The following is a 22,577-nucleotide window of genomic DNA, read 5'->3' as shown; positions in this document are numbered from 1 at the left end:
ATAAGAAAAAATTATTTTCTTATCCCTTTTTGTGATCACTTATAAATAATTAACTATGTTTCCAAGGCACTGCAGGTGAGCCAATCCATGCTGATTTTGCAGGAATATTCTCTCCTTTCATTACCAACGTCAGTGGACCCAATACCGCATGATCGGCCACATTGGCATTGTATAAAATGATACTACGCGAATTCACCACGACATCACTGCCGATATTGACTTGACCAATTTTCATGATGCGGTCTTCAAATAAATGCGTTTGAGGTCCAGAGAAGCTATTAAACTCAGCACGGTCCCCAATCTTTACGCAGTCAAATTCAGTAATATCAACCGTATCCAGATAGACATCCTTACCAATCCCGACGCCTAAAAGACGCAAGAAGAAAGGCAACATCGGAGTCCCTCTTAAATAATTCAAAAAGTTTGGAATGGCAACAGATTCATAGAGACTAGTAATGCCTTCGCTTAACCAGACGAACATCGTCCACATGGGTGATGAACGTGGTTGATAACGTCCAATTAAAGCCCATTTCAATACGGTCACAATGACAAAACAACCGACACCATATAACAGTCCAGCCATAGTTAAAGCCAATAGCCCCATCGCAATACTATAGTCATTAATGACATCAATCACTTCTAAAACAATCATATAGCCTACACCAATAGCAAGTGCTGTCGGTAATACAATACGTAAACCCTCAATCAGCCCTCGCATGAAACGGCGTTTGATACTTGGTTTAAAGGTTAGATGATCTGGATATTGCGCTGCTGCTTCACGCGCTGGCAACAGTAAAGGTGGCGAACCAAACCATGTCTGACCTGAATACATTTCTCGGTTATCTGGCGTTTTCGATTGCACACCAATCAAAACATTATCAGGTAATACTGTACCATCCGCGATATAAGCACTATTCCCAACAAAACTACGATTCCCAATTTGAGTAGATTTCAACGTCATCCAGCCGCCTTTAATCTCTTCATCGCCCAACATGACCGCATCAGCAATAAAGCTTTCCTCACCTAGAGTCAGCATTTCAGGAATTACACCTGTGGCAGTCGAAATTTCTGTATTTTTACCCACCTTCGCGCCCAACATCCGGAACCATGTCGGAGCATATAAGGTTGCAAACAAACCATGTAAAGTCTGTAAACTAGTTTCTAAAATCTGAGCTGCGAACCATTTACGATAGTAAACACCACCATGTATGGCATAAGTGCCTGTCTCTAAACGCGGTAATACAACCTTACGTATAGCTGAAGAGATTAATGCGGTAATGACCATCATCATGGCACTGGCAGGAATGGCAAGAATGAAATAATACAATGCCGTTTGAACATGATTATTTGGGTCAATATTAAACACATTGACATCTAACCAGTCGACCAATAAAAAACTTGGAAAAATCGGAATAAAGAACAAACACGCAATGATTAAAGCACTGACACTGTAATAACCATATTCAGAAAATTTGCGCAGTAAAGATAACTTTGGACGTGCAGCTAATGATTCAAGCTCATCAATATGACCTATTTTTTTCGCTGGTGTTCCATCCCAAATTTCACCTGCCGGTACCGTCGTCCCATATTCAATTGAGGTTAAAGCATTCACATGCGCTTGCCGTTCTAACACGGTATTTTCTTCCAATACAGCATACGATCCTACATAACTGTCTTGTTTGAGTTGGATGGAACCTAAGACCAAATGCCCGTGTTCCACTTTGGCATTCTCTAGATTTACATTTGAACCAATACTGACCCCATCTTCAATCTGTAATAAAGATGGCATACGGATATGCACTGAGCTAATGGTGACATCGTGCCCAATCTTCGCCCCAAGTGCTTTAAGGTATAAATTCAATAAGGTTGAACCAGAAAGTAAATATACAGGTGAAATACTGCTGATCCGATCAGCTAACCACCAACGGAAATACGTCATTCCCCATAATGGATAACGACCTGCACCAACCCCTAACATCAGTAAACGTTTTACCGTAATTGAAACTGCAAAACTGGCAATAATCACACTGATATAAACCAATAATGACAGCACGATTGCATAAGGAATACTATCTCGTGTACCACCTGTGAAATAGTGATAGGTAAAGAATGGTGCCAACCATTGCAGAATATTAATCGAGATCAGTACAGGAATCGTCACCACCTGTGCAATCCCACAAAGCCATTTATAGCTTTGATTGCGCGGATTGTCTTGTCCAATCTGACGATCAAATACGGAAGGTTCAGGTTGTTCTAACATTAAAGCTGCAATCGCCCCGACTTTTCTGGCCTGATATAAGCTTTGAATGGTCAGATGGCTATATTGAGAATGTTCACGTAAATTCGAGATCAGTACAGCAGCGAGTAAGGAATGTCCTCCGAGATCATCAAAGAAATCTGAGTCTAACTTGATGGGGATATTCGGAAATAAACGATTCAAAATCTCAAATAAAATCTCTTCAGCCTCATTCTGTGGCTGGTCAGATTCACTCCGATCAATCACGCTGGTTAATGGACGGGCTTTCAATGCCTTACGGTCAATTTTCCCAGACAATAAACGTGGCACTTCTTCAATAATTTCAAAGCGATTTGGCACCATATACGGCGGTAAACGTTGACTAAGCTGGTATCTGAGCTGCTTAATTTCAATCGCTTGTTTTGCCTCCAACTCAGGTGCAATAAAAGCAATCAGCTGATCAATACCATCTTCAACTCTTAGAATGACTGCTGCCGTTCCAATCCCATCAAGATCACATAATGCAGCTTCAATTTCACCGAGTTCGACACGGAAACCCCGAATTTTGATTTGATCATCGGCACGGCCTAAACAATGCACCTGACCAAACTCATCAATTTTGGCGAGGTCTCCAGTACGATACAAGCTGATTTCATCCTCATTATTTGCCCAAGGATTCTCAATAAATTTATCAGCGGTTAAATCAGCTCGGCCTAAATAGCCTTGTGCGACACTCGGACCAAAAATACAAAGCTCACCCGTTTCACCTTGAGCCAATAACTCTCGCTCTGCATTAATCACCAACATGCCGTAATTCGGTAGTGGTTTACCTATGGTTACGGGCTTGCCCTGCTGTAATAATTCTAAACTGGCAGACACTGTCGTTTCAGTCGGGCCATAGGTATTAAACATTTGATGGTGTGGTAAGGCCCAACGTTCCACCAATGAATCAGGGCACATTTCCCCACCTAAGTTGATAATACGCAAGTTCGGGACATCTTCAGGAAATAGAGCCAACAAAGTTGGTACAGCATGTAATACGGTAATCTGTTGCTGTTTCAGCGTTTGACATAACCGTTCTGGATCGCTGACTAAGGATTTTGGTGCAATCCACAAACTTGCCCCAACGAGATAAGACAACCAGATTTCTTCAAAGGACATATCAAAGGCAACGGAGAAACCCTGATAAACCTTGTCCTGTTCCTGAATCCCTAAAATACTGTTTTCACTACGTAGGAAATGGCAAATATTCTTCTGGGTAATCACAATGCCTTTCGGCTTTCCTGTTGAGCCCGAGGTATAAATAATATAGGCAGGCTGTTCGGGTGTGGTTTTGGCTAATTCCACAGTCTCATACAACGGTCGCTGTAATTCAGTATCAGTCCATTTAGTCTGTGGAACATCTTGTAGATGTTCATACCATTCATCGTTGGTAATCATCCCTACTGCCGCAGCATCTTCCAGACAAACCGCAATACGATCTGCTGGGGTATCCATATCAAACGGCAACCAAGCTGCGCCACTCAGACAAATCGCCAACTGAGATTTTAATAATTCAATACCTCGCGGCAGCCATAAGCCAATGATATCACCAGCTTTTACGCCCTTAAGGGTTAAATGCTGCGCCATGAGCAAGGCTTGCTGGTAGAGCTCACCATAACGCAGCTCTTGCTCAGATTCGATCAGGGCGATTTTTTCTGGGAATGTTTGTGCCGTTTGAATAAAAATATCGGCAAGGACTTCATGCTGTAAAAATTCTGGGTGGTGCTTACCACGAATAATATTTTTTGCGCTCATCACACATTGGTTCATTTTTATACTCTCTTTAATGTTCTGATCCAGCTAATACGAAATGAGGTATTTGTATTAGCTGGTAAAGTAAAGAGAGCAACTTAAAACAACATTAAAGTGTGATGTCTGAATAAACAATAAAAACTAGAACAAAACAAAAGTGATCAATCTGACCACTTTTTATTCAAATTATGAACAAATTACCCCATTTAGGTTAATCGGAGATTTTGAGTCCGATGCCACTATCGACAGTGCAATCGCATCGACCACTCGATTTAATGAACCACTTGCTGCGCTCACGATATTCTGCAATTGCTCCGTATTTCCTGAAATCGGCTGGCTAAAACTCATACGACATGCCAACTGCTGGTTTTGCACAGGATTCTGATCTAAAGCAACGGTGGGATCATTGCGCTTAATGATCCAAGCAACCGACACTTCGACATTTTTCTTTGCGGTATCACTCGTATTAACAATATCAAAATGTGAAAAGTCAGTTGCAACACGATACGACACTTTACCACCGACCATGCCACTGCTGTATCGATCAACAGCACCAAGCTTTTGCTGTAAACCAGCGGACAGATTATCTCTTAATTCAGCCCCGAGCGTGGATGTCCAACGCTCATTCTCCATGATTTTAGATTTACCCGCTGCATCCTGTATGACGATCGGTGCTCGATTAATACGGTCTGGCAATCCAACAGGCAATACTTCAATGACCCTGACCTTTGAACTTGGCAATGGAGAAACTTTACTTGCCAACGTGTAATAATTCGGTGTGGGTGAACCCGAACAGGCTGTGAGTAACACAGCAGCCGATAAGATGCTCACGCTGCTGAGCCCACCTGCTACAGCATGTGAATGTTTAGCGATCATTGTTCTTATCATTTGTTTGCCTCTGCTTTTTTACCCCGAATCAGTGATTCAGGATGCTGTTCAATATAATCCGCCATTAATTGTAAAGATGCAGCAGCTCGAGTCATTTGCTGCAATGCTTTACGCACATCCTGCTGCATCGGTGCATCACTCGACAAAATAGATTCACTCGATTGCATCGTTTTACGCACATCATTCAGCGTCGCTTGTAAGCCTGGTGCAACTTTGCCATCCAACTGTTTCACCAATTTATCTGTCGATTCAATGGTCGTGTTCATATTATTAAGCGTCTTACGAACATCTTGTCCAATTTCTTCGAGTGGGAACTTACTCACTTTATCTGCGATTTGTGAAACTTGTGCCTGTAAACCACTCAACTCTGTTGCAGTCGTTGGTACTTCAACACGCCCATCTGGTCTCGTAATTAAAGAGGCGGCTTTGGCTTTTGGAAACTTATCAAAGGCAATGTAGTTCTGACCTGTTAATAAATTACCCGTCCGCATCTGCGCACGCCAACCTCTCTCAATAAAGTATTTAAAAATTTCGCCATCTGGATCAAGCTCTTTGCCATGGGCTAAACGTGATGGATAAATCACGGCATCCACGCGCATTCTTAAATGCGTATAAGACTGATCAAATTCGACATTGATAGCTTTGACATTACCAATCTCAATACCCATAAAGTCTATTGGTGCACCCGCGGTTAAACCACGAAGCGAATGATCAAAGTACATAATAATTGGACGCGGCTTACCATCAGGTTCCTTCATGGCCTCTTTACGAGAGTCCGATAAAGTAAAATAGCTATTGTCTGGTGCAATAGCGCCAGCAGAATTTTCTGGATAGCCAAAGGCAATACCGCCCGCAATAATACTGGCAAACGATTGCGTATCCAGATTAAATCCTGATGCATTTAAGGTCACATCAACCCCACTGGCCTGCCAAAAACGTGCATCTGTGGTTACGAATTTATCGTATGGTGATTGAATAAAGGTTTGTAGTTCAACACTTTTTCCATCGGCAGCCAATTTATAAGCCGTAATCTGCCCAACATTAATTCTACGATAGTAAATCGGCACGCCAACATCAAGTGACCCCAAGTCCTGTGCTTTTAAGAAAAAGACCTTCCCTGGTATGTCCGATGACACTACAGGCGGAACTTCAAGCCCAGTAAAATTCTCTTGCTTCTGTTCAGCCTTCCCCCCATCGACTTCAATATATGCACCAGAGAGTAAGGTATCAATACCCGAAATACCACCCGTTCCTACTCGAGGTCTCACTACCCAAAAACGCGAATCTTTGGCTGCAAAATTACTGGCATCTTTGCGTAATTCAATTTTGGCAATAACATGAGATCGGTCATCCGAAAGATCAATCTGTCGAACCAAACCAATATCGACCTGTTTATAACGTACTGTCGTTTTCCCGGCCACCAAACCTTCTGCTGTTCGGAAAGACACTTCAATGGTTGGACCTGTATCCAGCACGGCTTTTGCTGCAAGCGAAAGTGCGATTAAAAGCGCAATAAATGGAACCAGCCAAATGAGCGCAGGTCTCCAACGTCCCTTCTTTTTTTCAGGTTCATCGAAGATTGCATCGTTCTGCATTAACACCGTAGTATTTTCTTCAGAATCTCGGCTATTCGGGGTATTTTCTGACATAGTGATCTTTCTTTTATAGGTCAAAAATAAGGTTCATCTTCAATCTTAACTTTTTAATTGATGAATCGCCGTTCCTTTCAAATGATTTGATTGTTGCGCATTTGCTTCATGCGCCTTGAAATAATTGTCCCAAATGATTCTTGGATCAAAACTCAGTGAAGCAAACATGGTCAACACCACCACAGCACCAAAAGCCACTGCACCTGGTCCAGCCAATATGGTTGCAAGCGACTGAATCTGTATCAGTGCCGTTAATAATGCCACGACGAAGACGTCAATCATTGACCAGCGTCCAATAAACTCAACAATCCGATACAGCAAGGCACAATGTTCAGGTGAAAAATGCAATTTTGAAGAAGACTGCATGGAGACGGCAACGAGTAAAAATACCAGAATCAGTAATTTTAAAATCGGGATAAAGATACTGGCCATAAAAATGACCACAGACACCAGATAATCCCCATTTTGCCAGAAATAAATGACTCCACTGATAATCGTATCTTGCTGACGTCCCAATAATGAATCTGTAACCGTCATCGGTAATACATTGGCTGGAATATATAAAATAGCAGCCGCAACCACTAAAGCGAAGGTACGATTTAAACTTTGTGGTTTACGTGAATGCAATGTACTTTTACATCTCGAACATTGAGCATGATTTTCCAGATCTGTGTGACTCGCTACAGAATTTAGTAATCCACAGCAATGACATTGAATGAGCCCAACCTGTTTTGCCCTGACATAATTTTTAATCTGTAAATCAACATCGGAAAGGTGTTCTACAATTGAACCAATCTCGGTGTCATGGTCATGTTTTTGCTTCATCCCACACTCCGATCAACTTCATCCCAGATATCTTTAATCTTTACTGAGGCAATATAGACCAAAAGCACACTCAATAATGTAAATGCCCACAGTGCAACACCAGGAATGACGGTAACCATCCCCACAAGTTTGACCAAAGTTACAAGTACACCAATTAAAAAAACCTCTACCATTCCCCATGTCCGAAACAAAAATAAGGCTCTCAGCGCCAAAGTTAAGAATTGAGGCCTGATCTTCAACACACTAATAAAGAAAAGCACATAGCTCAGCAATAACAACTCAATCAAAGGAACAATAAAAGTTGTAATCAGAATCAAAACACCGACCAATGCACGATCAATATGAAACATGGTCCATGCAGCACCGATTAAAGTGGTCTGTGAAGTATTCCCCTGTAGCTCAACAATGACGATGGGGAAACTATTGGCAATCACAAAGACAATTAGTGCAGTAACGACCAAGGCAAGCAAAGACGAAAAAGATCGACTTCGACGATACAACTCCGCACCACAACAGGTACAATAAGCCCGTTCGCCTGATGCAAGCTCAACCCTACGATATATTGCATCGCATTCTTCGCAACCCGCCAGTTCAGTGAGTCTGACTTGCTGACCAATCGCTAAGGTTGGATTATTTTTATTCGCCATAAAGTCAAACTCATCACCTAGATTCTTTGTTGTTTAAAAAATCGACTCAACCCATTTATACCTTTTATTTTTGCAATCACAACCAAGGACTGTATTTCTTACACAATATGTAAACAAATCATCATCTAAAAGAATTATCGATCATATTTTTTGATGGCTTATTCAGTCTTTATCAGAAAGGCCATAGTTCAGGTACGGGTTAATCTATCTGCGACCACACGCTAGCCCTATTATCATGTATAAAAAAGACGAATAGGTTGCAGCTCATGTCTACAACCTATTCGTCTATATTATTACGTTTAAATAAAAAAGTTATTTAAACAGCTTTGTTTTTATAAAAAATATTGTAGCTCGCATAGCATGCGATAATAAACAGGACACAACAAACAAAACCGACTTGCATCGATGGATCGGTCACCATGCTAATACAGGTGATCACACAAAATACACCACCTAAAATCGGTGTTAGTGGGAATAATGGCGCAGCAAATTTTAGGTCTTTGACTGTTTTACCCGATTTAAGCCATTGTCTGCGGAAGTTAAATTGGGAGACACAAATCGAAATCCATACCACCACCATGGTAAAGGCAGCAACACCCAATAAGTTTTTGAAAATCGTTTCAGGTGCAAAATGTTCCGATAATAATCCAGGAATTGCGCCAAACATGGTCACAATAATCGCAATAATCGGCGTTCCTGAACGGGTTAATTTTGAAAATACCTTCGGTAGCTGCTTCTTCTCAGACAATGACCACATCATTCGAGAAGCTGCAAATAAACCTGAGTTTGCCGCAGACAAAAGCGCAGTAATAATCACAAAACGAATAATGTCTTCTGCGTATGGAATACCAATGTAATTAAATACTGTGACGAATGGACTATTGCTGACACTATTGGCATTTAAACCTGCCATTTCATAAGGCAGTAATGCACAGATCACCACAATAGTACCGACAAAGAAAATCAATAAGCGCCAGATGGCCGCATTGATTGCTTTTGGTACGGTTTTAGCAGGCTCTTCCGCTTCACCTGCCGCGACACCAATCAACTCTGTGCCCGAGAATGCAAAGTTCACGATCAACATCGTCGCGAAAATTGGGAAAATACCGTTTGGAAACCAACCATGTTCTGTCAATTTGCTAAACAATGGTGCCGACTCATGCCCATGATAGGAAATAAAGCCAAAAATAGCGGCTAAACCCAATCCAATAAAGCAGATAATGGTCAAGACTTTAACCAAAGACAACCAGAATTCGGACTCAGCAAATAGCCGTGTAGAACTGACATTCAGGGTGAAAACCAATCCTGCGAATAATAAAGTCCACGTCCACATGGAAATAGAAGGAAACCATTCCTGCATCAGTAAAGCCGCAGCGGTAAATTCGGTGCCTAGCGTTGCCGTCCATGTGAGCCAGTACAGCCATGTAATCATATAGCCTGTTCCAGGACCAATATAGGTTCTGGCATATTCACCAAAAGAACCCGACACTGGCATCTGTACCGCAAGTTCACCGAGACACAACATCACCATGTATGCAATCACACCACCCAGTAGGTAAGAGAGAATCGCACCGACTGGACCAGCCTGAGAAATGACATCTCCAGAGCCTAAAAATAGCCCTGTTCCAATTGCGCCCCCCAAAGAAATCATTACCAGATGACGCTTGGTCATGGCACGTTTCAATGGTTTACCTACTTCAATCTCTGCGCTTGAAGTACCCGATAAACTGGCGACATCCTGCTGTGGTACATACTGTCCACTCAGGGCTTGGCCTGATGGAAATGTCTTTTCGTTATTGTTACTCATACACGGTCACTCCAACTGTATTCTTATGACAACCTGTCCTTGCTTTTGATTCATAAAAACGAATATCTAAACGATATTCTTTGACACGTTTTGTTCTATTGAACATCCATATTCAAACTCCATGTATTTTCATCCAATAACCACATCTAGCCGCTTCATTGGCAATGTCTTAGTTCATTTCTTTTAATATCAATCCAGCTCTAAGTCCTGTTTTCACCTTGGGATTTGGGAATAAAATCCAGACTTGCTGATCATGCGCGACATAATTGCCAGCTTGCTGAGTCGCAATTTCCTCACCTTGCTGAAAGGTAGAAAAATTCGGTGCAGCGGCACTCAGATTCAATTGAAAATCGTCACTTTGCTTTAAAATAGAATCCACTACTTTAAACTGGCGAATTTCGGATTTCTGTCTAATCGGTAGCGCCTGATCTGAAAGTACGGCACGCAGCATTTGGTCAGTACTGGCAAACTCAGCTAAGTCATTTTCGCCAAAAGGCTTGGCCTTGCCTAATTCCAAAGTACTGCTCGCTGCCTGAAAACGTTCAGTCGTAAAGTGAGTAAAGGTTTTCCCAGCCGCATTGTGATAGACCAAAGCATCCAAATCGGCAGCCTTTAAACTTTGGATCAGAAAGTCATCATAAGGCGCTGTCTGATAAGGGAATAAGGCAAACACAGGTAAGAGCGATGCACGAATGGCAGTATGTAAATCATAGTGATAACGCTGTGCTTCTAGCGAGCTATCAGCAAAAAAATCTGCCGTTACTTGCTCTAAATATGCTGCCCGCTCAGTTTCTTGGTCTTGAATTAAATCTTGATAGGCACCACAAAACATACGGTTCATATCATTTTCAAGATAACGAACACCATGACGAATCGCTTCGGGGTTACCGAACACAAAAAGTACCCGCACTGCCAGATTTAAACGTTCTGCAAATACATCATTGATGATATTTGCCAATAATTCGATGGGTGCGGTTTCATTGCCATGAATACCTGCAGAAAGCACCATGGTTTTTCTATAACTTGTCTTAGGCGTACATTGTAATAGCCCTTCACCTAGCCATTTCCATGTAAACCCAGCGGTTTCCCCTTGCATTTGCACAGGGACTCGTTGTTCTAAAGTCAACGTTAATAGATCAACCATGTACTTTCATCCTTAAAAGCCTTTGTTTACTGTTTATCTTTGGAAGTGATAAACCGAGCCTAAAGCCAAAATTTTGGTGAGTTCATCCAACGCAGTACGGCTTTCGATCAATAAACTTGGATCGGCCAAATCGTCCTGCGTTAACTCGTCACGATAATGCTGATCAACCCACTGATTCAGGGTTTTGAACAATGCATCATTCATAAACAGGTTTTGATTGACCGCAGCAAGTTCGGTGTCATTCACCGCGACACGTAAGCGCAGACATGCTGGACCACCGCCATTGCGCATACTTTCACGCAAATCAAATACCTTAATGTCATCAATTGGTGTGCCCATTTGAATCATGTCGCTTAAATAGCTCCATACCGCCTTGTTTTGGCGCGATTCATCTGGCACCACAATACTCATGCCACCATCAGCGCGCGTTAGAATCTGGCTATTGAACAAGTAAGTCGATACCGCATCTTCAACACTGACACGACTTTCAGGTACTTCAATCGACACAAATTCCTGCCCAATTCCCGCCATTTTTTGACGGATTTCATGCAATGCATCAGCTTGATTTAAAAAGGCCTGTTGGTGATGAAACAAGACTTGCTGATTACTCACCGCGATGACATCGTTATGGAACACACCCTGATCAATCACATCTGGGTTTTGCTGAATGAACACCGTACGTTTCGCATCTAAACGATGTAATCGTGCAATCGCTTCACTCGCCTCACGCGTTTGACGTGCAGGGAATTTCTGCGGCGCAACGCTTCCACCGAGCTGTTGCTGGCCATAAACAAAGACCTGCACACCAGCCTGATCATAAGCACCACCAAGGCGGTTATGATTGGCAGCCCCTTCATCACCAAATAAAGCGGCTTCTGGCAATGCTTCGTGGTGCGCGAAATATACATCATTCTTGAACATCGCTTGTAGGATACGCGTGGTCGTATGATGCTCAATTGATCGATGGAACTTATTATTCAAGTTTGCCGCAGTAAAATGCATGCGACCGTCCGCACTATCTGCCGATGGCGACACCGTACACGAGTTCGCAGTCCACATGGAAGATGCTGAACTGAGCGATGACAACAGTGCTGGTGCAGTACGCATGGCTTGGGCAATAACATCAATATCACTGCCCGTAAAACCTAAACGGCGCAGTGTTGGCACATGCGGACGTTCTTGGGGTGCAAACACACCTTGCTTGAGTCCCAAATCCGCAAGTGCTTTCATTTTCTTCAAGCCTTGCTTTGCCGCCAACTTAGGATTGGACGCATTATTGCGGTTCTTGGTTGATGCAACATTACCAAAGGATAAACCTGCATAATGATGTGTCGGCCCTACTAAACCATCAAAATTAATTTCATAACCTGACATTTTTCTCTCCCTGTGTCCCTATATGAGCCGACTTACAGCACAATGCCCGGTGATAATTTTGAAGGTAAAGTAACGCTGTCACTTTCTAGTGAAGCCATCGGCCATGCACTATAATCCGCTGCATAAAAAGCACTGGCACGATGATTACCAGACGCTCCCACCCCACCAAACGGTGCTGCACTGGATGCACCTGTTAATGGTTTGTTCCAGTTCACAATGCCTGCACGCGCTTCAATCAACACACGATCAAATAAATCACGGTCAGGTGAAACCAGACCAACAGCCAAACCAAAACGGGTGTTATTGGCAATCTTTAGCGCTTCATCGAAAGTGTTATAGCGATAAATCGTGGTCAATGGACCAAAGTATTCATCATCAGGGATATCGGTCACCTGTGTGACATCTAAAATACCTGCGGTGAGCAACGAACTCTCAGCTTGTGGACGCGTCATTTCTAACAATGGTTTTGCGCCTAAAGCAATGAGCTTGCTTTGTGCTGCCAACATCTGTTCCGCTGCATGCGCAGAGATGACACCGCCCATAAAAGGTTGTGGTTCAGCATTCCATGTACCAACGACTAAGTTTTTAGCCACTTCAACAAAACGTTGAATGAAGGCATCGCCATTGGCACCGTGTTTAACAATAATACGGCGTGCACAAGTACAACGTTGCCCCGCAGAAACGAATGCAGATTGAATGGCTAAATTCACCACGGCATCAACATCGGTTGCTTCGTCAATGATCAAGGCATTATTGCCGCCCATTTCCAAAGCAAGGATTTTTTCAGGTGCACCTGCCATTTGTTTATGCAGGTGATAACCCGTATTGGCACTGCCTGTAAACAGTAAGCCGTCAATCTGCTCAGCCGCAGCAAGTGCTTCTCCTGTGCTGCGTCCACCTTGTACGATATTCAACACACCGTTTGGCAAACCTGCTTGCTGCCATAATTTTGCCGTTTCTTCAGCCGTCCAAGGGGTGAGTTCACTTGGCTTAAATACCACGGTATTACCTGCAATCAATGCAGGAACAATATGACCATTCGGTAAGTGCCCTGGGAAGTTATAAGGACCAAATACGGCAAGAACACCATGTGGACGATGACGTAGTGAAGCGACGCCATCTGGCATTTCAGTTTCGCTAAATCCTGTACGTTGATGATAAGCACGAATCGAAATCGCCACTTTGCCAATCATCGATTGCACTTCGGTCAAAGTTTCCCAAAGTGGTTTACTGGTTTCCTGACTAATCACTTCAGCCAATAGGGTTTTATGTTGTTCCAATAAGCCAGCAAAACGCTCAATGATTGCGATACGCTCATCTAACGCTAAGCGTGCCCATGCTGGAAATGCCTGACGTGCTGCATGGCATGCCTGTTCAACATCGGCTGGGCTTGCTTCATGCCCCGCCCAAATGTGCTGATTGCTGACAGGATTGGTTTTTTCAAATGCGGTTCCTTGTCCTTGAACCCAAGCACCATCAATTAATAATGCACCTTGTGACATTAGTTCTTCTCCATTTTATCTAATGCTAAAACGCGTACTTCATCGTGTTCAGCAATATTCAGTGCCTGTGCTTGTGCTGCCGTTAAATGCAAAGTCTCGCTTTCATCGACTTTGTTATTGATCAACAGTACGGCGTAATCTTTGTATCGGTCATTGGCAACCAAAAAGTGTGCCTCAGTACTTTCAACTTGCTCAGTGAATTTGACTTTAAGCAAGCGGCTCTCTTTCACAGCCCGTAATTCAGCAGTATTGGCTTCCAGTGTTGGTCCAGCATCAAAAATATCGACATACCCCTGATATTTAAGACCTTCTGACATCAATACCTTTGCCGCAGGTAGTGTATGTGGATGCACTTCTGCAATCACTTCACGCGCCTCAGAAGAGAGCAAGTCAACATAGACTGGAAATCTCGGCATCAACTCTGCTATAAAGGCTTTTTGCCCGACACCGCTGAGATAATCCGCTGCCGCAAAATCCATATTGAAAAACAGATAACCGAGCGAATCCCAAAAAGGTGACTGTCCCTTGTGATCTGAAAAACCACGCATTTCTGCAATCAGCCGTTCTTCAAAAAAAGAACGGAAAGCTGCAATAAACAGAAAACGGACTTTGGATAAAAATTTACCGTTCTGGTTTTTGCGATATTCAGGATCAAGAAATAAAGTACAGAGTTCACTACAACCCGTATGGTCATTACTTAAAAACAAAGTGTCTAAAGTCTTATACACATTTAAAGCTTTAGATGCGTGTACTTGTTTTGCCACACGAAAGTTGTAAAACGGTTCATTCAGCCCGACTGCAACTTCGATTGCACTTACACCCACAATTTTGTGAATGCTGGTGTCTTCGAGTACAAACAGATAACTTGCCTCGCACTTCTCGACAGAGCCATCCAAAGTGCGAGTAGTCCGTGTAATACGTTCAGCCAAGATATCTTTATTTTGTGGTAAGGACGTCAGGCCGATGCCCGACTCTCCCGCTCGTTGCGCTAAACGATAAATATCATCTAAGTCCCGATGCGCTGCATGTCTAACAATCATCATGGTTAGATGCTCACAACAAACTTAGAGGCGTGCTAATGCACGAACAAAACGGCTTAGACCTTCATCAATATCATGTTGAGGAATGATCAATGAAGGGGTAAAACGAACAACATCTGTACCCGCGACTAAAGCGAGTAAGCCTTCTTCACCCGCTAAGGTCACAATATTTTTGGCTTTACCTGCGTATTCATCTTTCAATACACAGCCGATTAATAAACCTTGACCACGAATTTCTTTGAACAGACCATATTCAGCATTAATCTTGTTTAAGGCATCAATAAAATATTGATGACGTTGTTTTACACCGTCTAATACTTCAGGTGTATTGATGAATTCAAATACTGCGCCAGCAACCGCACAGGCCAATGGATTACCCCCATAAGTTGTACCGTGATCGCCCACTGCATACATGTTGGCATAATGATCTGTGGTGATCATGGCACCAATCGGGAAGCCACCACCCAATGCTTTTGCGGTAGTTAAAATGTCAGGCGTTACCCCTGTATTCATATAGGCATACAATGATCCTGTACGACCTACACCGGTTTGTACTTCATCAAAAATCAGGACTGCACCTTTTTCATCACAGAGTGCGCGTAAGCCTTTTAAAAATTCGATATCTGCGGGCAAAACACCGCCTTCACCTTGAATCGGTTCAACAATCACTGCACAGGTATTTTCAGTGATCGCTGCTTTTGCTGCGTCAAGGTCATTAAATGCAGTATGTTCAATCCCACCTGGTAATGGTGCAAAGTCTTGAGAATACTTAGGTTGACCACCAGCAGTCACCGTGAACAAGGTGCGACCATGGAAGGCATTCTTAAATGCCACAATCTGGTTCTTGTTTACATTGCCACTGAGCAAACCAACTTTACGTGCCAGTTTCAAAGCAGCTTCATTGGCTTCTGCACCTGAGTTACAGAAAAAAACTTTATCCGCAAAAGTACTATCGACAAGTTGTTTTGCAAGACGTAATACAGGCTCGTTGGTATAACCATTGCCAATGTGCCACAGCTTTTGTGCTTGTTCAGTTAAGGCTTTTACTGCCACAGGATGTGCATGACCTAAAGCGTTTACCGCGATCCCACCTGCAAAATCAATATATTCTTTATCGTTTTGATCCCAAAGACGAGAACCTTCACCACGTACTAAAATGAAATTTGCTGGGGCAAAAACTGGAACCATCCAATCATTAAAATTGCTACGTGTAATTGCGACTTCGCTCATTTTGTTTACTCACTTCCTGTTTTGATCTTCAAGTCTGTTGAATGCTCAACAGACTCTTTACGCTATTTTTGGCTAGTTGATTAGCCTGGGAAAATACCGCGCTCTTTACGCGCTTTCAGAATACGTTCACACGCTAGAATATAAGCGGCTGTGCGCAAGCTACATTCTTTTTGTGCCGCTGTATTCCAAACATCGGCAATCGCTTGAATCATCAATTTGTCTAGGCGCTCGTTGATTTCATCCTCAGTCCAGAAGTAGCTCGCCATATCTTGAACCCATTCAAAATAACTGACCGTTACACCACCCGCATTACAGATCACATCTGGGACAACGGTAATATCACGACTGACAAAGACATCATCCGCTTCTGGATAAGTTGGACCATTAGCCCCTTCAAGCACGATTTTGGCTTTTAGTTTTTGTGCACGTTCAACGGTAATCTGACCTTCCAATGCCGCTGGGATCAGAATATCCATATCAACCGTCCAGAATTCTTCATCTGAAATCACAGTTGAATCTACAAAACCCATCACGCCGCCTGTTTCGACTACATGCTTTTGCAGTGCTTTGACATCTAGCCCTTCTGGATTGAAAATCGTACCTGTGTGATCTTGTACCGCAACAATTTTTGCGCCTGCATGGCTAAACAAATAAGCGGCTTCATTCCCGACGTTACCGAAGCCTTGTACCGCTACTTTACTGCCTTCGACTGGTAATTTAATACGTTCCGCAACCTGCATACCTGTGACAAATACACCGCGGCCTGTTGCACGAACACGACCGAGTGAACCACCTAAATGGACTGGCTTACCCGTCACCACACCTGTTACGGTATGACCTTTGATACTTGAATAGGTATCCATCATCCAGCCCATAATATTGGCATTGGTACCGACATCTGGCGCAGGAATATCAATTTGTGGGCCAATGATAGGGCTGATTTCACTGGTAAAACGACGAGTTAAGCGTTCTAATTCACGCGGTGAAAGTTCTTTTGGATTGACGCGAATACCGCCTTTAGCGCCACCGAACGGTAGATTCAATACCGCTGTTTTAATGGTCATCCATGCAGACAATGCCATGACTTCATTCAATTCAACATCTTGGTGATAACGGATACCACCTTTACCTGGGCCACGAGATAAATTGTGCTGTACACGGTAACCTTCAAAATGACGGATTGAGCCATCGTCCATCACGATTGGCACATCAACAATCAGGGTGCGTTTTGGTGTTTTCAGCGTATTCACAAAGTTGCTGAGGTCAGCATCCAAATAAGGTGCTACGCGATCTACTTGAGTGAGAAAGGTTTGCCAAGCACTGCCATTTTGAGCCGCATATGATAAAGACATCATCTATTCCTTAATTAATCAATTGTCCCTGTTATTCACAGATTCCCTTTTTTAAGGGCGTCCTACCCCATCCTCCCTGAACTGCATTCTGCTTCTTTAGTGCCGAAGTAAAAATGCTTGGGGCTTTGTATATTCACTATTATTAAGAATCAAATTGATTCACAAAATTCATTTTAATGATTAAAATGAATTAATTTTTATCAATTTGCGCATAGTAAATACCAAAATGAACAATATCGATCATATTATATTAGGCTTGCTCAAAGACAATGCACGGATATCCATTACAGACTTAGCAGCAAAAACACGTGTTTCTCGTGCCACGGTGCAGAAACGAATCGAATATATGGAATCTACTGGCGTGATCACGGGATACACTGTGCGATTTCGCCCCAATGCTGAAAAAAATATTATTCGTGCATGGATGAATATTATGGTGGAAGGTACGCGTGCACAGGCGGTGATTCGAGAGCTGCGCTTAGAGTCAGCCGTTGAACGTCTGCATACCACCAATGGTAAATGGGATATTCTGGTGGAATTGCAATCTGACAGTTTGGAAAACTTTGATAAGGCCTTGGAACGAATTCGAAATATTTCAGGGATTTATAATAGTGAGACCAGTATTCTGCTCTCTACTTATAAAACCTAAAAAAGGACTCCGTAGAGTCCTTTTTTAATTGAATGGCTTAGTAGCTCACACGGCGATAATTACGATATTCTGGTGTCCAGAAGTTATCTTCAATTGCCTGTTTGAGCACATCATTGCTCAATGGCACTGCCAATCCATCAGCCATAGCAGCTTTTGCCACTTTAAATGCAATGAACTTAGACACTTGTTGAATGTCATTGATATTCGGCAATAAATCTGCCGCAGCATTTTTCAGACGTGGTGAACAGTCTGCCAAAGCGGTACTCGCAGCCATTAACATCGAATCGCTGATATGAGTTGCGCCACAGGCAATTACACCCAGTCCAATTCCAGGGAAGATATAGGAGTTATTGCACTGTGCAATGCTATACACCTTGCCTTGGAAATAAACTGGTGCAAAAGGGCTACCTGTTGCCACAATTGCAGCGCCTTGCGTCCACTCAATAATATCTTTGGGCTGCGCTTCCACTTGTGACGTCGGATTCGACAATGGCAATACAATCGGATGCTTATAATATTTAGCGAGCGTTTTAATCACGTCTTCACTAAACAAGCCCGCCTGCCCTGACACACCAATCAAGATGCTCGGTTTAGCATTTTTCACAACATCTAATAAGGCAACATTGTCGCCTGTATATTCCCACGTGCGAATCGCATCCACTGGAGTTGCAAGTTTTTGCTGGAAATCAAGCAAATTCGGTTGTTGATCAGTCATCAAACCAAAACGATCTACCATGAAGATACGCGAACGCGCTTCATGATCGCTCAAGCCTTCATCCATCATCTGTCTGACGATCTGTTCTGCGATACCACATCCCGCTGAGCCAGCACCAACAAAAGTAACCGTTTGATCTTTGAGTTGTTTGCCTTGCGCTCTTGATGCAGCAATTAAGGTCGCAACAGTGACCGCAGCTGTCCCTTGAATATCATCATTAAAACAACAAATCTTATCGCGATACTGCGTCAATAATGGCATGGCATTGGTTTGTGCAAAATCTTCAAATTGAATCAGCACATCTGGCCAACGCTGACGCACCGCCGTAATAATCTGCTCAACAAACTCATAATATTGCTCACCACGAATACGTGGCTGTTTCCAGCCCATATAAATTGGATCATCAAGCAATTCTTGGTTGTTGGTTCCGACATCAATAGTGATCGGTAAGGTATAGGCAGGGCTGATCCCACCACATGCGGTATAAAGCGACAACTTACCAATTGGAATGCCCATACCGCCAATACCCTGATCACCGAGACCTAAAATACGCTCGCCATCTGTAATCACAATCACTTTAACGTTTTTCTTGTTCACGTTATGAATAATTTGGTCGATGTACTGACGTTCAGGATAAGAAATAAAGATACCGCGATGACGACGATAGATGTCTGAGAAACGCTGACATGCTTCGCCAACCGTTGGGGTATAAATAATCGGTAGCATTTCATCTAAATGCTGACTCAATAAATTATAGAACAGCGTTTCATTGGTATCTTGAATATTTCGCAAATAAATATGCTTATTCAAGTCGTTATCAAATGAAAGATACTGTTGATATGAACGTTGGGTCTGCTCTTCAATATTCTCAATATTGTACGGAACTAGGCCATGCAAGTTAAAATTCTCTCGTTCTTCTTCAGAAAAAGCAGAGCCTTTATTTAACAGAGGTAGTTCTAAAAGAGCGTTTCCAGCATAGTGAATATATAAAGGTTTTTTGATTTTACTAGGGTTCACAGACATACTTTACTCTTTAGATTCTCTCTCAAATGTACAAAAAAATTTATTCGCTGAAATTCTTTCAAAAAAGAACTTTGGCATGGACAATAATTTACACCAAACGAGGTCAGAAACCGAATAATCTAGTTACATGTAAAGTGAATCATTATTTAGGAAATAAATAGTAGTCCCTTTTTTAGATCACTTTTCATGCAGAGCTGCAATATTTTGAATTATTTTTGCACCAGCTCCGATCTATTATTGTAGTGATATCGTTGCACATGCTTTTCATGCACCCATAAAATCTAAAAAATGATGCCTATTTAAAGCAACAAGCATCATTAACATCCTTTTGTTCAAGATAATTACGCTTTCTTTTTCTTACTTTTCTTGGTGAAAAAGCTAAGTGCCTGTCCATAATGCGTTGGTGTGATGCGTTGAATCAAATCCAGCATTTTGGCATCGTTCCCAATCAAGATACGTGCTTTATCGGCTTTGACTGCATTCAGAATAATTTTAGCAGCTTGCTCAGGTGGGGTTTTTAATACCTTGTTAAATGCCTGACTCGCTTTGGCTGGGTTCATCCCCAAGCTACGAATGCTCTCACTCATTCTTGCGCTGTTGGCAATATTGGTACGGATTCCACCTGGGTGTACACACGTTGCACTCAAACCATTATTCTGTATTTTTAACTCTTGGCGTAAAGCCTCTGTAAAACCACGGACTGCAAATTTTGTAGCATTGTAAGCACTTTGCGTCGGCTGAGCAGTTAAGCCAAAAAGACTAGAAATATTAATAATATGTCCTTCATCACTTTGCTTTAAATACGGCAAAAACTCTTTGGTGCCGTACACAACACCCCAAAAATTAATATTTAAAATCCATTCCAACTCATCATAGTTCATTCCTTCTACGGTACTTGCTAAAGCCACGCCCGCATTATTAAAAATCAAGTTGATCTTGCCATGTGCCTTAAAGCTCTCTGCAGCCCATTCACGTACTGCAGTCTGATCTGATACATCTAGTTTTGTCAGTGTAACCTTGACAGGATATTGCTGAAGCAAGGCCTGTGTTTCCGCCAAACCCTGTTCATTAATATCACTTAAGGCTAAATGTGCACCTTGTTGAGCCAATAAAATTGCGAGCTGTTGACCAATGCCCGACCCTGCGCCTGTAATTGCAGCGACTTTTTGATTAAAACTTTTCATATTATGGCTCTAAAGGAAGTTGATAAAAATTGGCGGCATTTTGTCTAAATATGGCATGCAAAGCCTGATCACCATAGGGTGCAATCATTTGAATATAGGCATGGATTAAATCATTTAAGGTCGTATTTGGTTTATCCATCGGAAAATTAGACGCATACATAATCCGCTCTATACCAAATACAGCGATTGCATGTTGAATCAATGGGGTGAGTAGACTCGCCATCTCTGCAATGGTCGCCGTTCGATGCTGTTTGTAATATGTATGGCCGAGCACAGGCATCATTAAACCTGAAATTTTGGCGTGGACATTTTTCTGCTCGGCTAAATGTGCAATATCATGTTGCCATTGTTTAAAGATGGCATTTCTTTGCGCCAGTGTTTTGCCTGTTTTTTTACCCACTGCCCCAAATAAACCAACTGGGGTAGCCAGATGATCAACCACAATTGGAGTGTCTGGAAACTGCTGAGCCAGCGCGGTAATTTCATTTAGTTGTGAAGAATAACCCCAAGCATCAAAAGACAAACCCATTTTTGCCAATTGTTCAAAACCTTTTAAGAATTTCTTGTTTTGATATAAATGTGGCCGATCACACCAACGATAAACACCGCTATCTTGATGCCAAGCTGCCATTTTACGAATACCACGGAATAGCGGGCTTACATCCTGATGCGCTTTAAGAATATCTTTGAATTTTCGATCTCTTGGGTCAGCTGTTGCAACAATTGCACCTAGTTTTAGACCCTGTGCTTTAAAATCTAATTGCTGAATCCAATCCGTTTCTTCAACCACCCCAAAACCTTTATGATGATGCCAGTTGGCTTCGACATGAACTACACTCTCAACTGAGAATAGCGAAGTGTCTGTCTGGTAATGCTCTGGTAAATAGGGGTTCAATGCATATGCAGTTAAACCTAAAGTATCCAATAAGGGTTTGGGTTTAACCAACCGCACCACCTTATCCATCACGGTTGGATATTTGCCTAAAGCTTTGACCAACAGTGCCGCTGAATGTGGTGTATGGTAAGGATCCCATTGATGGATATGCGGATCAATAATTGCAAAATCTAATCGTGTCATTGTTATACTCAAAATAAGATAAAAGCATCAAGTTTTAAATACTGCTCATCCATGGCGATCTCTAATTGTTCTATATACCTGTGTTGTTTTAGCCTACCCAACAAATCACTATGAATAAAATGATTTATTTAAATATTCAAATATGAATCTTATTCATTTCAATGAAACCTTTCAGGACTACATTTTAAAAATTTATTGTAATGACATCTCCTCCTAGTTAAACCGAGATATGATCAAAAGCTGAAAAGCATACAAATTAATTTTAAAGAATAATAAATGAATTATCAGTATCTTAGTTTTATAAATTTTTATCCTCCAACTATTCACTTGAAAATGATTCCCATTTAAATATACTTGACTCGCTTATTGCGACACTCACCGATACTTGTTAGGTGAAGTGACTGCGTCTCTCCTGCACCACCTCGATTTTTATATCGCTC

At 42.2% G+C, this 22,577-nt stretch carries 16 protein-coding genes; 1 reads left to right on the top strand and 15 read right to left on the bottom strand.

The window, feature by feature from the left end; all coding sequences use genetic code 11:
* Positions 1-49: 49 nt before the first annotated feature.
* From posA to F909_RS08315, 12 genes are all read right to left on the bottom strand, one after another.
* A complete protein-coding gene (gene posA, locus F909_RS08260; RefSeq protein ID WP_005151543.1) occupies positions 50-4,048 on the bottom strand; it encodes a delta-poly-L-ornithine synthetase PosA in 3,999 nt (1,332 codons plus the stop codon).
* A 168-nt stretch (positions 4,049-4,216) separates the two neighbouring features.
* Positions 4,217-4,918 carry a PqiC family protein gene (locus F909_RS08265; RefSeq protein ID WP_005151542.1) on the bottom strand — a complete coding sequence of 234 codons (702 nt, stop codon included), beginning with the start codon at positions 4,916-4,918 and terminating at the stop codon, positions 4,217-4,219.
* A complete protein-coding gene (locus F909_RS08270) occupies positions 4,915-6,513 on the bottom strand; it encodes a PqiB family protein (protein WP_416202068.1) in 1,599 nt (532 codons plus the stop codon). The genes F909_RS08265 and F909_RS08270 overlap by 4 nt, the downstream gene beginning before the upstream one ends.
* Before the next feature lie 99 nt (positions 6,514-6,612).
* Positions 6,613-7,392 carry a paraquat-inducible protein A gene (locus F909_RS08275; protein WP_005151539.1) on the bottom strand — a complete coding sequence of 260 codons (780 nt, stop codon included), beginning with the start codon at positions 7,390-7,392 and terminating at the stop codon, positions 6,613-6,615.
* Positions 7,389-8,039 (bottom strand): paraquat-inducible protein A, encoded by a 651-nt coding sequence (locus tag F909_RS08280; protein ID WP_005151537.1) that lies wholly within the window; start codon positions 8,037-8,039, stop codon positions 7,389-7,391. The genes F909_RS08275 and F909_RS08280 overlap by 4 nt, the downstream gene beginning before the upstream one ends.
* A 316-nt stretch (positions 8,040-8,355) precedes the next feature.
* A complete protein-coding gene (locus tag F909_RS08285; RefSeq protein WP_005151535.1) occupies positions 8,356-9,846 on the bottom strand; it encodes an amino acid permease in 1,491 nt (496 codons plus the stop codon).
* Positions 9,847-10,015: 169 nt separating this feature from the next.
* A complete protein-coding gene (gene astE, locus F909_RS08290; RefSeq protein WP_005151531.1) occupies positions 10,016-10,990 on the bottom strand; it encodes a succinylglutamate desuccinylase in 975 nt (324 codons plus the stop codon).
* A gap of 33 nt (positions 10,991-11,023) precedes the next feature.
* A complete protein-coding gene (astB, locus tag F909_RS08295) occupies positions 11,024-12,364 on the bottom strand; it encodes an N-succinylarginine dihydrolase (protein WP_005151529.1) in 1,341 nt (446 codons plus the stop codon).
* Between the two features lie 32 nt (positions 12,365-12,396).
* Positions 12,397-13,866 (bottom strand): succinylglutamate-semialdehyde dehydrogenase, encoded by a 1,470-nt coding sequence (gene astD, locus F909_RS08300; protein ID WP_005151526.1) that lies wholly within the window; start codon positions 13,864-13,866, stop codon positions 12,397-12,399.
* Positions 13,866-14,909, bottom strand: coding sequence for an arginine N-succinyltransferase (gene astA / locus F909_RS08305; protein ID WP_005151523.1), 1,044 nt, complete (start codon positions 14,907-14,909; stop codon positions 13,866-13,868). Before astA ends, astD begins: the two co-directional genes overlap by 1 nt.
* Positions 14,910-14,930: 21 nt before the next feature.
* On the bottom strand, positions 14,931-16,136 hold the full coding sequence (locus tag F909_RS08310) for an aspartate aminotransferase family protein (protein ID WP_005151520.1): 1,206 nt from the start codon (positions 16,134-16,136) through the stop codon (positions 14,931-14,933).
* Between the two features lie 80 nt (positions 16,137-16,216).
* Positions 16,217-17,491 (bottom strand): Glu/Leu/Phe/Val family dehydrogenase, encoded by a 1,275-nt coding sequence (locus tag F909_RS08315; protein ID WP_171067315.1) that lies wholly within the window; start codon positions 17,489-17,491, stop codon positions 16,217-16,219.
* Positions 17,492-17,714: 223 nt separating this feature from the next.
* On the opposite strand from F909_RS08315, the gene F909_RS08320 reads away from it, so the two are divergent.
* Positions 17,715-18,137 (top strand): Lrp/AsnC family transcriptional regulator, encoded by a 423-nt coding sequence (locus tag F909_RS08320; protein ID WP_005151516.1) that lies wholly within the window; start codon positions 17,715-17,717, stop codon positions 18,135-18,137.
* Between the two features lie 37 nt (positions 18,138-18,174).
* Here the strand turns inward: F909_RS08320 and F909_RS08325 are convergent, their stop codons facing one another.
* From F909_RS08325 to F909_RS08335, 3 genes are all read right to left on the bottom strand, one after another.
* Positions 18,175-19,875 (bottom strand): NAD-dependent malic enzyme, encoded by a 1,701-nt coding sequence (locus tag F909_RS08325; RefSeq protein WP_005151514.1) that lies wholly within the window; start codon positions 19,873-19,875, stop codon positions 18,175-18,177.
* Between the two features lie 341 nt (positions 19,876-20,216).
* A complete protein-coding gene (locus tag F909_RS08330; RefSeq protein WP_005151512.1) occupies positions 20,217-21,059 on the bottom strand; it encodes an SDR family NAD(P)-dependent oxidoreductase in 843 nt (280 codons plus the stop codon).
* A 1-nt stretch (position 21,060) separates the two neighbouring features.
* On the bottom strand, positions 21,061-22,137 hold the full coding sequence (locus tag F909_RS08335; protein ID WP_005151507.1) for an amidohydrolase family protein: 1,077 nt from the start codon (positions 22,135-22,137) through the stop codon (positions 21,061-21,063).
* Between the last annotated feature and the right edge of the window lie 440 nt (positions 22,138-22,577).

Origin of the sequence: Acinetobacter sp. ANC 3929 (assembly GCF_000369405.1) — a bacterium.
Taxonomy (GTDB): domain Bacteria; phylum Pseudomonadota; class Gammaproteobacteria; order Pseudomonadales; family Moraxellaceae; genus Acinetobacter.
Note: the sequence above shows the minus strand (reverse complement) of the source record. Positions and strands in the feature narration are given on the sequence as shown.